This is a genomic window from Steroidobacter agaridevorans (assembly GCF_009932555.1).
Lineage (GTDB): Bacteria > Pseudomonadota > Gammaproteobacteria > Steroidobacterales > Steroidobacteraceae > Steroidobacter > Steroidobacter agaridevorans.
Genome location: NZ_BLJO01000003.1, coordinates 448,202 through 461,805 on the forward strand (window position 1 = coordinate 448,202; position 13,604 = coordinate 461,805).

A 13,604-nucleotide genomic window follows, 5' to 3' on the forward strand; every position below is an offset into this window, starting at 1 on the left:
CGCTAACGCCAGAAAAGCACAACGATTCTTGGCGGCGCTGTCCCCGCGACGGCTTTGGAATGGCTCAGGAGACAGCGCGCGAGCGCAGAAAACCCTGTTGACAACGATGGCCAATGGGGTTCACGGTGGCGCCCGTCGACGGAACGAGCAACGTCGCTCGCCGTAGCGCGGTCAACAACGCGCGGCGGACGACATCATCATCAGGGGGTACACATGAACGGATTCAAGTGGTCTCCGCTGCGACGGAACGTGGTTCTCTGGGCAGCGCTGTTACTCGCACCGATCGCGGCCTGGTCGCAGACCTTGCCGACGGCAACGCAGGTCGCCGCACAGATTCAACTCGGTTGGAATCTGGGCAACACACTCGAAGCTCAATGCGGCGAGACGGCGTGGGGCAATCCCGCGGTCACTCAGGCGTTCATCAACTCGGTGAAGGCTGCGGGCTTCAATTCCATACGCATTCCAGCGGCGTGGGATTGTCACGCCAATCAGTCGACGATGACGATCGATGCGGCGTGGATGGCGCGCGTCAAACAAGTCGTCGACTATGCGCACGGCCAGGGCATGTACGTCATCCTGAACATTCACTGGGATGGCGGCTGGCTCGAAGAACATCCGCTGTACTCGTATCAGACCGCGGTCAATCAGAAACAAAGCGCCTACTGGACGCAGATCGCGACCGCGTTCCGCGACTACAACGAACGCCTGTTGTTCGCTGGAACCAACGAAGTGCATGCCGACTACGGCACGCCGACCACCGAGCACATCACCGTCCAGCAGTCGTACAACCAGACTTTTGTAAACGCCGTGCGTGCTACCGGTGGCAATAACGCGTCGCGCACGCTGGTCGTGCAGACCTACAACACCAACGCCTGGCACGGGCTGAACTATTTCACGATGCCGACCGACACGATCGCGAACCGGCTGATCGTCGAGATCCATCACTACGATCCCTACGACTTCACGCTGAACCCCAGCGGCAGTTGTTTGTATTGGGGCGCGCCGTATCCGTCGCAGAGCGCGTGCACGTGGGCGCAAGAGGCCTATCACGACGACCTGTTTTCCCAGGTTAGAAACAAATGGGTCAATCAGAACATCCCGGTGATCATCGGCGAGTATGGCGTGGCTACCCGCGCGAACCTCAGCTTGCCGGCGCGGCAGTACTACCTCGAGTATGTCAACCGAGCCGCGGCCGCGAACGGCCTCAAGACTTACTATTGGGATAACGGCGTGCAGCCGAGCCAGACGAACGGCTTCGCGATCTTCGATCGCAACAGCGGCGGCGTCGTCGATCAGGGCGTGCTGGATGCGATCAAGCGCGGCGCCGGCATCGGAACTCCGACCAACTACACGCTGACTGTCACGAAGGCGGGCGCCGGTAGTGGCACAGTCGCGTCGTCGCCTTCAGGAATCAACTGCGGTGGAACTTGCAGTGCCAGCTATTCCAACGGCACGTCCGTGACGTTGACGGCGACGGCCGCCAGCGGCTCGTCTTTCGCAGGCTGGAGTGGAGCGTGTTCGGGCACCGGCACATGCACGGTAGCCATGACGGCGGCTCGTTCAGTCACCGCGACTTTCAACAGCACCGCGACAACGTTTTCACTCGGCGTGACCAGGATGGGCACGGGCAGCGGCACCGTGACGTCGGCGCCTTCTGGGATCAACTGCGGCAGCACCTGCACCGCGAACTACGCGAGCGGCACGTCCGTGACATTAACGGCGACCGCGGCGAGCGGTTCGACTTTCGGCGGCTGGAGTGGAGCGTGCACGGGGACCGGCGCCTGCACGGTCTCGATGACTGCCGCTCGCAACGTCACGGCGACCTTCAACACCAGCGGCACGGGCGGCACCTGTTCCAATCCCGTCTCGTTCACTAACAACACCGGTAACTTCAACACCACCGGCGCGGTTTGTTATCGAACCAACCAGACCGTCAATGGCTGGGGCTGTTCCAATTTCGACGGGCGCACGTTGACGGTGGGCGGGCAGGCGAGAACCTGCGGCCAGCTGCCGCTGACCCGCTCGGCCGATGGTTATTACTACTTCTCGGTGACTGGCGGCACGTATCCCTGGGCGAGCATCTACGCCTGGTAGCCGTGCGGGCGGGAATGTCGAGCGAACGACATGGAGCCGTATTGGATTGGCGTTCTAGAAATTACAACGCCAGGAATACAGGGCCAACGTTCGTTCGACAATTCTTTGTCTAGCGATAGACATATGTCCGAGTTAAAGCGTATGATCATTAGTGAACAATATTTCATTGCCGATCCAGGCTGCGGCCATGGTTCGGACGACGAGTGGGGGACGGTGACGAACGCGTGAAATAAGCGCGGCGTCGCGCATGGCAATCCCTCGGCGAATGGCACGACAGGTCAAGCAATGGGGGATACGTTGTTATGGCTGAGGTGAGTTCACATCGGGCGGGGCACGGATCGTCCGTCGCCAGCGCCGTACGCCGGGCGTTACATCTTCGCAACGCGATTTCGACGGTACCGGCCCTGGCGATAGCGATGGCGTTATCGGCGGCTCCGGCGCAGTCGCAGAATGCATCGGGCTCCTCGTCGCAAGTCGAGGAGGTCGTCGTTACCGGCCTTCGCGAGCAACTCAAATCGTCGCAGGCGCGCAAGGCCGACGCCGAAGAGCTGCTCGATTCCATCACCGCTTCGGACATTGGCGCGCTGCCCGATCGCAGCGTCACCGAGGTTCTACAGCGAATTCCCGGCCTCGCGATCGGCCGGGTTCCAGAAGCGCGCGATGCCGACCGCATCGCCGTCGAAGGCGCGGGTGTGACGGTTCGTGGTTTGAGCTGGGTGCGCAGCGAACTGAACGGACGTTCGGCGTTCTCCGCGAAAGAGAGCCGCGCCTTGGGCTTCGAGGATATTCCGCCCGAGCTGATGGCGGCAGTCGATGTCTACAAGAATCCCTCGGCGGCGCTGATCGAAGGCGGCATGGCAGGCGTCGTGGACCTGCGCACCCGCTTGCCGTTCGACAGCCCGGATCGAGTGCTGGCCGCGTCGGCGGAATACGCGGTCGGCGACCTTGCGAACAAGGAGCGCCCATCAGGCTCGTTCCTGTACAGCGATCGCTGGAACACCGGCATTGGCGAGATGGGCTTTCTCATTTCGAGCAGCGCCTCGCAGCTCACTACGCAGACCCATACGCTGCACATCGACAGGTACTATGCGCGCACCAACCTGCCTGGTTACGAAGGTCAGACAGTGTTCGCGCCCGGTGGCATCGGTTGGCGCGAGCTGACCGTCGATCGCGAGCGTCTCGGCGGCTCATTGGCATTGCAATGGCGGCCGAGCGATACAGTGGACGTGTCGCTGCAATATTTCATGGCGGACGCGACCTTCGAGCAGAACGAGAACGCGTCGTGGAGCGAGCAAGGCAACGCTTTGACCGGCAGCAATCTGCAGGTCGCCAACGGCTATCTGGTGGGAGGGCGGATCGCCAATAGTTTTTTTGCCGGCTCGGCTCGCTACAACGAGCGCGAAAGCACGAATCACGATGCGGCCTTGCATCTGACCTGGCATCCGGGCGAGCGCTGGCGCTTCGACCTCGACGTGCAACGCGTGTTCGCGGACGCGGACATCATGGATCTGACGCTGGGATCGCCCACGGTGGACCAGGGCAATCCGGATGCGTTGGCATTCGACCTGCGTCTGAATGGCAGCAACGAACCGCGCATCGGGATGGCGCCCAACAGCGTGATGACCGATCCCGACCAGCATTATTACGGCTGGGCGATGGATCATTACGAAAAGAACGATGCCGATGCCTGGGCGTATCGGGCCGATGGCGAGTACACCTTCGACAACAGCGATTGGATGGATCGGATCCGCTTCGGCATTCGGCACGAGAACTACAGCTCGACGACGCGCGAAACGGGCTATCGCTGGGGAACGGTCGCGCAGAACTGGGGCGGCGGCGACACGAGGTTTGGCGATGCCAGCGTGCCGTATATCCAGCAGGGATTCTCGGATTGGTTCCACGGCGGGCAGGCGCCGAGCGCTTATGTGTTCCCGCACTCCTCGGCGTACAGCGGACGGGCGGCGTTCGAAAGCACGATCCACAGCGTCGAGACGTTTGGAACGAATTGCTGCGACTGGACGCCGTGGAACGGCGACTTTGCCGATACCACGCCCGGCAACGATGGCCTGGGCGTCAATACCCAGAATCAAAAGTCCTGGGCCGGTTACGTGGCCGCGCATTTCGGGAAGAACAAGTTCGACGGCAATGTCGGTGTGCGTGTGGTGCGAACCGAAAATCTCGGCACCGGGTTGCTCACGTTCAGCGGCGCGGACGTGGTCGGATCGCCCGATGAGTCTGCGTTTGCCAACGGCGCTTCGTACGAGGCGACCGACGAGAACACTTACACCGACGTGCTGCCCAGCCTGAACCTGCGCTACAAAGTGAGGGACGACGTATTCCTGCGATTCGCCGTGGCGCGTTCGCTGTCGCGACCCGACTTCCCGCTGTTGTTGCCGGCGATCAACGTCACCGCGAAGCTCGGTTTGATGTCGAATGGCGTCTGCAACGAATTGCCGGAAGGGGCCAAGATCGGCACTTGCGTGTACCAGTACAACGGCTTTGCGGGCAATCCCGATCTCGAGCCGATGCGCTCGTGGCAATACGACGTGTCGGCGGAGTGGTATATCAATCCCACCAACTCGCTGACCGGCGCGATTTTCTACAAGCAGCTCGAAGGGTTCATGGAAACCTCCTTGAACTCGACGGTGGATTACACCAACAACGGCCAGACGCGCTCGGTCCGGGTGCTGCGGCCGGAGAATCAAGGCAGCGGCTACGTGCAGGGCTTCGAAGTCGCTTACAACAGCTTCTTCGATTTCCTGCCCGGGTTCGGCAAGAACTTCGGAGCGCGGGCGGCGTTCACGTATGTAGAGAGCGGCGGCACGCGCAACATAGCGGCGAATCCGTACGATGAGAACCAGCGCGACAACTCGGCGCTGGACGGCTATCCGCTCGAAGGCTTGAGCAAGACCAGTTACAACGCCGAGCTGTACTACAGCACGCAGCGCTTCGAGGCGCGGCTGGCATACAACTGGCGCGAGCGGTATGTGCTCACGATGGCGGCTGCCAATCTGAATATTCCGGCCTGGGCCGATGACTACGGACAGCTCGACGGCTCGGTGACCTGGAACGTGTCGCAGAAGCTCAAGGTGGGTCTGCAGGCGGTCAACCTGACCGATGCGCCATACCGCATTCTGGTCGACAACTTCGTCGATAACACCGGTCTCACCTATCACAACTGGGTGAGCGCGGACCGGCGCTACAACGTGTTCGTAAGAGCCAGCTTCTGACATGCATTTCGTGATCGTCGGCGGCGGCTCGGCCGGTTGGATGGCCGCCGCCGCCCTCGCGCAGGCGCTCAAGGGCGCGCATCCGATCAGCCTGATCGAGTCGGAGGAGATCGGCACGGTCGGCGTCGGCGAGGCGACCATTCCACCGCTGCAATTCTTCAACAAGGTCTTGGGGATCAACGAGCGCGAGTTCGTCCGCGCCACGCAGGCCAGCTTCAAGCTGGGGATTCAGTTCAGGAACTGGGGTCACGCCGGCCATCGATACTTTCATCAGTTCGGCGAGATCGGCGCGAACCTCGATGGGGTTTCGTTTCATCAGTTCTGGTTGCGGCTGAATGCCCACGGACATCCGCATCCGCTCCATGACTATTCGCCAACAGCCGTGGCAGCGGCGCAAGGTCGGTTCTTGCCGCCGTTCCCGACCATGCCGGACGATTTGCCACAGCTGACGTATGCCTATCATTTCGACGCCGGGCTCTATGCTCGCTTTCTGCGCAACTACGCGGAACAGCGGGGCGTCGTACGGCATGAAGGACGCATCGTGCATGTCGACCGTGACGGCGAGCGTGGCTCTATCAAGGGGCTGCGTCTGCACGACGACCGCACCGTCACGGGCGATTTCTTTCTCGATTGTTCCGGCTTTCAGGGGCTGCTGATCGAGCGCACGCTGGGTACCGGTTTCGAAGACTGGTCGCACTGGCTGCCATGCAATCGCGCGCTTGCCGTGCCTTGCGAGAGAAACAATGAGGACTTCGCGCCGTACACTCGTTCGACGGCGCATCGAGCTGGCTGGCAATGGCGTATTCCACTTCAGCATCGAACCGGCAACGGGCATGTCTATTGCTCGAACTACATCGGCGACGATGAAGCCGCGCGGCTCCTGCTCGCCAATCTGGATGCCAAGCTTCTCGCCGAGCCGCGTCTGTTGCGCTTCACTACCGGACGACGCAAGAAGTTCTGGAATGGCAACTGTCTGGCGTTGGGGCTGGCGGGCGGTTTCATGGAGCCGCTCGAATCGACCAGTCTGCACCTGGTGCAGTCCGCGATATTCCGTTTCCTTTCGTTGATGCCGCTGTCGACATCGGGCGATCCCGCGGCGGAAGAGGAGTTCAATCGGCTCAGCATCGCGGAGTACGAGCAGGTCCGGGACTTCATCATCCTGCACTACGTGGCCAACCGTCGCGACGAGCCGTTCTGGCGCGACTGCCGGCGCATGTCGATTCCGGACTCGCTGGCGCACCGGCTCGAGCTGTTTCGTTCGCGAGGCAAAGTCGCCCGGCATGACGGGCAACTGTTCGCGGACGCCAGCTGGGTCGCAGTCATGCTGGGCCAGGGCGTTCAGCCGCAACGATGGGATCCGCTGGCCGACATCATGCCGCTCGCCGGGTTACAACAGAAAGCCGACAGCCTGCGAAGTAAACTACATGCCGCCGTTGCACGCCTGCCCAGCCATCGGCAGTTCATTGAAAGTAACTGCAAGGCTGCTTGATCCAATTGCAACGTCGATGTCCACGACTGACTATCGAGAGATCAATCGCATGATTCCAAAGAATCGCGCGGCGCTGGCCGCGCTGGCGCTGATGTGTTCGAGCGGCGTTGTCACGGCCGAGCCTCTGGGGCTGCTCGATCGCAACGGCAGTTTTGTCGCGATCGAGCCGTATGCGCCGAATGTGGTGCGGGTCACGCTGAGTCTGGAGAAGGAGCGGGTGGTCGCACCCCCGGGCTATGGATTCGTTGCCAATCCCGACGCCAAGGGATGGAAGCATGACGTCGCAGCGTCGGGCGACATCTATTCATCAGCGGCGCTGTCCGTCGAGGTGAAGGCGCAACCTCATCCCGGGCCGCCGAATCAGATGCAACGTTACTTCGCGCCGTCGCTGCCGCCAGTGTCGCTCACAGTGCGCAAGCCGAGCGGCGAGACCGTCGTTGAGATGAGCGGCTGGGAACTGTCGCCGCACACAGTGAACGGCGAGAAAACATTCCGCGTCGGTGCGAGCTTCGTCGCGCCCCCCGACGAGCACTACTATGGCTTGGGTCAGAATCAGGAAGGCATTCTCGACCACCGCGGTCGCACGATCGACTGCAAGCACAACTACGATGCGCCGGCCGGCGAGACGGTCTGTGTGCCGTTCCTGGTGACGAACAAAGGCTACGGCATTCTCTGGGACAATCCTTCCAGCACCGCGATCTCGGCTGGATTGCAGGGGCGCACCAGCTGGCAGTCCAGAGTCGGCGAGCGCGTCTCGTACTTCGTGATCGCGGGCGAGACGGTGGACGAGATCTACGCCGGCTATCGCAAGCTCACAGGCGTCACGCCGCTGCCGCCGAAAGCGGCGTTCGGTTATATCCAGAGCAAGGCGCGTTACGAGAATCAGCAACAAGTGCTCGACGTGGCCGCCGGCTATCGCAAGCGTGGCTATCCGCTCGACATCATGGTAGTCGACTGGTTCTACTGGACCCGCATGGGCCAGCTCGACATCAATCCGGTCGACTTTCCCTCGCCGGCGGCGATGAACCGGACGCTCAACGGACAAGGCGTGCGCTCGATGATCAGCGTCTGGCCGCGCTTCGAGCTCGAGTCGCGCTACTTCGATTTGCTGGCGTCGAAGGGCTATTTGCTGAAACACGCCGACGGCCGGCCGGTCGATGGCCTGCCGGTGCGCAACGATCGCGCGGGCGCCTTGCTCGACAGCACCAATCCCGAGGCGCGCGAGTGGTTCTGGAGCAAGATTCGGGACAACATCGCTTCGCAAGGATTCGATTGGTTTTGGCTGGACGAGACCGAGCCCGACCTGGTGCCGGATGGCTACTTCTACAGCATCGGGTCGGGGGATCGATATCGCAATCTGTATCCGCTGGTTCATACGCAAGGCGTCGCCGAAGGCTCGCGGCGAGATCGCCCGAACATGCGTAACTTGATCCTGGCGCGTGCGGCGTACCTCGGATCGCAACGCTACGGCAATCTGTTCTGGTCGTCCGATATCCATCCGACCTGGGAAGCGTTGAAGCAGCAGGTGACGACAGGGTTGAACTTCACCGCGACGGGGCTCGCCTACTGGGGCAACGATATCGGCGGCTGGCAGTGGCACACGCCGCGTCACCGCTCCGAGCACAAGCCGCTCGTCGACCCATCTGACGCGCGCAATGTCATTGGCAACTACGATGACTATCCGGAGCTGGCTGTCCGCTGGTATCAGTACGGAACATTCCTGCCCACCATGCGCGCCCACGGTCTGCGCAAAGAAGCCGAGGTCTGGTCGTATGGCAAGGAGGCCGAGGCCATCATCAGTCGGTATTTGAAGCTGCGCTACACACTGATGCCGTACTTGTATTCGCTGGGCAAGCGAACCTACGACACGGGCGCGCCGTTCATGCGCGCACTGTTCATGGATTTCCCCAACGATCCGAAGGTCTTCAGTATCGGCGATCAGTATATGTTCGGCCCCGCGTTCCTGGTTGCGCCCGTCACAGAGCAAGGCCAGCAGAGCCGCGAGGTGTACTTGCCTGCGGGCAGCGATTGGTACAACTACTGGACCAACGAGAAGCTGCCGGGCGGGCAGACGGTGACTGTCGCTGCACCGGTCGATGTGATTCCGCTGTTCGTTCGCGCCGGCTCCATCGTACCGATGGGCGTCGATATTCCGAGTACGGCGACGGCGCAGGCGCTCAAGGAGATTCGTGTCTATCCCGGCAAGGACGCGGAGTTCACGCTCTATGACGACGATGGTGTGTCATACGACTATGAGAAAGGCATCGGACGGACGACCCGATTGAAGTGGGACGACCAGGCAGGGCAGCTCTCCGCTGTCGGCGACAAAGCCGTCAGTCGTTCGATTCGAGATCTGACCCGGATCGTTCGATAAGCCGGGAGCTCATCGCAGCCGCTCACACTCACAGCGGAGTTTGGCCGGCGACCAGTGGGTCGCGCGAATGAAGTCGCGCGTCATGTGGCTCTGATCGGCAAAGCCGTTGTCTTGGGCAATTGTAGCCAACGGCTCGCGGCTCTCGAGTAATTCACGGGCTGTGCGCTGTAGCCGCAGCTCTCGCAAATACTGAGACACCGACAGGCCCTTGTATTGCTTGAACGCTCGCGACACATGCACCGGGTGCAGATCCAGATCGGCGGCAACCGCGCGCAGCGATGGGTGTGCAGGTTCGTCGTGAAGCATCTCGATAGCACGCCGCAACCACAACGGAGGATCGCGTCGTCCGACGCGGTGTGATTCGTCGGCGTACTCCGCCACCAGTTCGTTTACCAACGACTCCGCGACGCTCTGCCAACCCGCGCGCTTCTCGCACAGTTCCTTGAGCAGCCGCAAAGCAACGCGAGACATGGGGCGATCGTCAAAGGCCCGTCGCTGTAACCGGAGCCCTGAATCAGTCAACGCCTCCCAATAAGCTGGCGCGATATCCACGCAAAGAAACACCGAGCCGTCAGGGCCAATCTCGTCGCGATGCTCGGCCTGCGCCGGGCGCAAGACCATTGAGAGGGGGCGCGCGTCCCAATGTTCCTGTCCAAACCATTCTCGATAGTGACCGCTGATCAGCATCGAGAAGAAGGCGTGCGCATGAGCATGCATCGGCACCGTGCGCGCATTCATATGAGTGACCGCGCTGACCGTGAATTCGCCCGAGCGAAGCTGCAGGCGCGTGGCGCCGAAGAAAGTGCCGGCGGCCATCAGGCTGCCGGGCCCGCCGATGTTGTGTTTTTTCAATACGCGTCCAGCGTCTCGTTGCAGCATGGATCGGTCCCCATCCCCTGGATTCCAAAGGATAGTCCGATGCGCAGATCGATGCATGTCCTGCTGGCGATTTTAGCCATAGGCGCTGCCGTTCCCGTGGCGATGGCTTTGCGGGCGGCGCCGACGCAACCGGCCAAGACAAAACTGGCGGGCGCGAAGTTTTCCGCCGACGGCAAATTGCAGCGGCCGGTGGATTATCGGAACTGGCGTTTTGTGAGCGCCGGTCTGGGGATGAGTTACGGTCCGGCTGCCCAGGCGGCCGCTCTGACCGGCCATGTCATGTTCGACAATGTTTTCGTTCAGCCGGCGGCGTACGACGCGTTCCTACGCGACCGCGCGTGGCCCGAAGGCACGATGTTCGTCTTGGAATTGCGCGGCAGTGAGACGCAGCGGCCGCCCAATAATCGAGGGTATCTTCAGACGGATCTGCACGGCATCGAAGTGTCTGTGAAAGACTCCGCCCGCTTCAAGAATCGCTGGGCCTATTTCGACGTCGGCATGGATGCAACCGCTACACCGATGCCGGAATCGAGGTGCTTCGCTTGTCACAAAGCGAACGCTGCGGTGGATATGACGTTCGTTCAGTTCTACCCGACGTTACAGAAGAATTGATCTTCGGCCCAAGCGGGTGGGGGCGCCCTGAACGTCATGGGCTGACGGGTCACGGGGTGTCGGAACGTGAGCTCGAATGCGTGCAGACACAGCGGCGGCGCGTCGATGCTGAGCGTCTGCGTTTCGCCGACTTCGCTGCCGGCGAGATAAGCCGGATCGCCGCAGACCGGCCAGCCGAGATGGGCGATGTGAATTCGAATTTGATTGGTGCGCCCGGTGCGAGGACGAGCCTCGAGCAGCGCAGTGCCATCGCTGAAACGGCGCAGGACACGGAAATCGGTATGCGCCGGCAGGCCCGCGGCCGGGTCGACACTGCGCGACCCAAGCTTGCCCGGTTCTCTGCTGATCGGCATTTCGCAAGTGAACTCATCCGCTTCGGGATGGCCGTTGACGCGAACCAGATAAACCTTCTCGACCTGCATCTGCGCGAACTGATCCTGCACGCGCCCAGCGAAGTGGCGAGTGCGAGTCAGCACCTGGATGCCGGTGGTGTTGGCGTCGAGCCGATGCGCCGGCCGCAGCTTCTGCGGCGCGTAGACGTCGAAGAGCAGCCATTGCAGCGTATTGCGATAGAAGCGGCCGCCGGAGTGAACGGGCAGCGGCGCGGGCTTGTTCACGACGACGATCGCTTCGTCCTCATGAAGGATGCGCACATCCATATTCACCGCAGGCTCGATGACCGCGGGGAGCCGGTGAAGATAACGTTCTCCCGACTTCACTCGATGCGTGGCGGCGACGGGCGCATGATCCGCCGTGAGCACCAGGCCGTCCGCACACTTGCGTTCCCAGACTTCGATGGGAATGTGCCTGACGACTCGGTGCAGCGCCTCGACGATGGTCTGGCCATCGCAATCGACCGGCACATTCACCGGTTTGAAGTGATCGTAGGGCTGGCTGCCGGGCAGGGGATGAGTGAGCTTGCGGATGACTTCATGGCGCCGCTCGATGTTCAGCGCCATCTGCTCGGCCGGTGTCTTGTAGCAATACTGGCAGGACTTGCCCGGCACATAGTGCGGATGGGCCTGCTCGGCCGGCGTCAGCGGCGACTGGCAATGGAAACATTGCGTCGAATGCGTTTCGCCCAGTTTCGGATCGAGGCCGACCCGCTGATCGAACACGAAACATTCGCCGTCGTAATAGTCGCCGCCGACCTCCTCGAAATACTTCAGGATGCCGCCGTCGAGCTGCAGGATGTGCTTGAAGCCGGCTTGTTCCATATACGGTCCGGCCTTCTCGCAGCGGATGCCGCCGGTGCAGAACATCACCACCGTTTGCTCTTTCAGTTCCTCCGGCAGCCTGGCGACGGCTTCGGGGAAATCTCGGAAGTGATCGATGCCGATGGGCAGCGCGTTCTTGAACGTGCCCAGCTTGATCTCATAATCGTTGCGGGTATCGAGCAGCGTGAGCGGGCGGCCTTCGTCCAGCCATTGCTTCAACTGCGTGGCGGCGAGTTTCGGCGACGTGCGCCGCGCCGGATCGATGCCCGGCACGCCGAAGGCGATGATCTCTTGCTTGATCCGCACCAGCATCCGATTGAACGGCTGGTGATCGGTCTGGCTGAATTTCGGCTGCAGATCCGCCAGCCCCGGCCAACTGCGCAGCTCGGCCAGCAGCCTTTCGATCTGTGGCCCGCCGCCCGCGACGAACAGGTTGATGCCTTCGGGGCTGAGCAGAATGCTGCCTTTGAGCTCCGCCTCTTTGCATAGGTCCTGCAGGCGCGTGCGCAGGGCCTTCAAGCCCTCGAGCGGCAGGAACTTGTAGGCGGCGATGTTGACGACGGGTTCCATGGAGGCCGCGCATCTTATAGAGGGGTTCGGGAAGCCGCAAACCCTGTCCCGCGGGCCGCTATGTCCGCGTCCCGCCTGTCTTTTTTCCGCTTGCGTGGATCCTGGCTCGGCCTACGAGAATTCAACAGGCAGGCGACGATGGAGGATCCGGATGAAACGGCTCTGGCGCGATAACGGGCTCTCCCTGGTGTTGTTCGCGCTTTTTCTGCTCTTTTGGGCGGCGCAGGCATTCACGGGCTGGCGTGCCGAGGTCGACGAGCAGCGGGATCATGGCGCAGCGCCGCCGACCCTGGTCGACTATTTGAGCAGCGGCAGTTTCGTGGAGGCGACCGCCGAAAACTGGGAGAGCGAGTTCCTGCAGATGTTCGGTTACGTACTATTTACAGTATTTCTCTACCAGCGCGGTTCGGCCGAATCGAAGTCGCCCGACAAGCCCGAAGAAGTGGATCGCGATCCACGGCTCAGCCGCCGCAAGGACGCACCCGGCCCGGTGAAAGCAGGCGGCTGGCGACTTCGGCTCTATGAGTATTCGCTGAGCCTGGCGTTTCTTGCGCTGTTCCTGGTGTCTTTCATTTCGCATGCCCTGGGTGGAACGGCGGCCTTCAATGAGGAGCAGCGTCTGCACGGCGCGGCGGAAGTCTCAGTATGGGAATTCCTCGGCCGCACGCAGTTCTGGTTCCAGTCCTTTCAGAACTGGCAAAGCGAGTTTCTGGCCATCTGGTCCATGGTGGTGCTGAGCATCTTTCTACGGCAGCGCGGCTCGCCGGAGTCCAAGCCGGTCGATAGCCCGCATAGTCAGACGGGCGAGTGACGCTTCAACCCGTCGGCGGGACCGGATGCGCGGCCATTTCGCCGACCACCGTGGACCACTCGCGCACGTACCAATGAGTCACCAATCCGTTCTGGACGTACGGATCCGACTTAGCGAAGTTTTCCGCGACATCCCGGGACTGGCCGCGAAACAGAATCACCGCGCCGTCGGTCGGATCGGCCAGGGCTCCGCCCAGGACCATTTCATTCCGGGCGCTCGACTCCCACGCCTTGGTCAAGTGGGCCTCCCGGAACTCGGCCCGCTTTTCCACATAGTCCGCGCCAACTTCGTAGAACAGCAGAAAGTGTTTCATCGCCTGCCTCCGGAG

9 protein-coding genes are annotated in these 13,604 nt (G+C 61.8%); 6 read left to right on the forward strand and 3 right to left on the reverse strand.

The features are described 5' to 3' along the window. Positions 1-213 precede the first annotated feature (213 nt). The 4 genes from GYH35_RS12880 (at position 214) to GYH35_RS12895 (ending at position 9,187) form a co-directional block, all read left to right on the forward strand. Positions 214-2,094, forward strand: a complete 1,881-nt coding sequence (locus GYH35_RS12880) for a cellulase family glycosylhydrolase (protein ID WP_161828603.1) — start codon at positions 214-216, stop codon at positions 2,092-2,094. 416 nt (positions 2,095-2,510) lie between these two features. After that, positions 2,511-5,324, forward strand: coding sequence for a TonB-dependent receptor (locus tag GYH35_RS12885; RefSeq protein ID WP_161828604.1), 2,814 nt, complete (start codon positions 2,511-2,513; stop codon positions 5,322-5,324). A gap of 1 nt (position 5,325) precedes the next feature. Next, complete coding sequence (locus GYH35_RS12890; protein ID WP_161812229.1) at positions 5,326-6,813, forward strand: tryptophan halogenase family protein; 1,488 nt, start codon at positions 5,326-5,328, stop codon at positions 6,811-6,813. A gap of 49 nt (positions 6,814-6,862) precedes the next feature. Next, positions 6,863-9,187, forward strand: coding sequence for a glycoside hydrolase family 31 protein (locus GYH35_RS12895; protein WP_161828842.1), 2,325 nt, complete (start codon positions 6,863-6,865; stop codon positions 9,185-9,187). A 9-nt stretch (positions 9,188-9,196) separates the two neighbouring features. Here the strand turns inward: GYH35_RS12895 and GYH35_RS12900 are convergent, their stop codons facing one another. Then, positions 9,197-10,066 (reverse strand): helix-turn-helix transcriptional regulator, encoded by an 870-nt coding sequence (locus tag GYH35_RS12900; protein WP_161828605.1) that lies wholly within the window; start codon positions 10,064-10,066, stop codon positions 9,197-9,199. A 39-nt stretch (positions 10,067-10,105) separates the two neighbouring features. On the opposite strand from GYH35_RS12900, the gene GYH35_RS12905 reads away from it, so the two are divergent. Then, a complete protein-coding gene (locus tag GYH35_RS12905) occupies positions 10,106-10,678 on the forward strand; it encodes a cytochrome P460 family protein (protein ID WP_161828606.1) in 573 nt (190 codons plus the stop codon). Here the strand turns inward: GYH35_RS12905 and GYH35_RS12910 are convergent. Next, entirely contained in the window at positions 10,654-12,465 is a 1,812-nt protein-coding gene (locus GYH35_RS12910) for a sulfurtransferase (protein ID WP_161828607.1), read from the reverse strand. The genes GYH35_RS12905 and GYH35_RS12910 overlap by 25 nt on opposite strands. A 151-nt stretch (positions 12,466-12,616) precedes the next feature. Between GYH35_RS12910 and GYH35_RS12915 the strand changes: the two genes are divergently transcribed. Next, positions 12,617-13,276: a DUF6766 family protein gene (locus GYH35_RS12915; protein ID WP_161812233.1), complete on the forward strand. Its 660-nt coding sequence runs from the start codon at positions 12,617-12,619 to the stop codon at positions 13,274-13,276. A gap of 4 nt (positions 13,277-13,280) precedes the next feature. Here the strand turns inward: GYH35_RS12915 and GYH35_RS12920 are convergent, their stop codons facing one another. Continuing rightward, entirely contained in the window at positions 13,281-13,589 is a 309-nt protein-coding gene (locus GYH35_RS12920; RefSeq protein WP_161812234.1) for a YciI-like protein, read from the reverse strand. Positions 13,590-13,604 lie beyond the last annotated feature (15 nt).

Excerpts from the sequence above, each read along its gene's own strand:
- GYH35_RS12880 (WP_161828603.1), top strand. The coding sequence starts at position 214 with ATGAACGGATTCAAGTGGTCTCCGCTGCGACGGAACGTGGTTCTCTGG.
- GYH35_RS12885 (WP_161828604.1), top strand. The coding sequence starts at position 2,511 with ATGGCGTTATCGGCGGCTCCGGCGCAGTCGCAGAATGCATCGGGCTCC.
- GYH35_RS12890 (WP_161812229.1), top strand. The coding sequence starts at position 5,326 with ATGCATTTCGTGATCGTCGGCGGCGGCTCGGCCGGTTGGATGGCCGCC.
- GYH35_RS12895 (WP_161828842.1), top strand. The coding sequence starts at position 6,863 with ATGATTCCAAAGAATCGCGCGGCGCTGGCCGCGCTGGCGCTGATGTGT.
- GYH35_RS12900 (WP_161828605.1), bottom strand. The coding sequence starts at position 10,066 with ATGCTGCAACGAGACGCTGGACGCGTATTGAAAAAACACAACATCGGC.
- GYH35_RS12905 (WP_161828606.1), top strand. The coding sequence starts at position 10,106 with ATGCGCAGATCGATGCATGTCCTGCTGGCGATTTTAGCCATAGGCGCT.
- GYH35_RS12910 (WP_161828607.1), bottom strand. The coding sequence starts at position 12,465 with ATGGAACCCGTCGTCAACATCGCCGCCTACAAGTTCCTGCCGCTCGAG.
- GYH35_RS12915 (WP_161812233.1), top strand. The coding sequence starts at position 12,617 with ATGAAACGGCTCTGGCGCGATAACGGGCTCTCCCTGGTGTTGTTCGCG.
- GYH35_RS12920 (WP_161812234.1), bottom strand. The coding sequence starts at position 13,589 with ATGAAACACTTTCTGCTGTTCTACGAAGTTGGCGCGGACTATGTGGAA.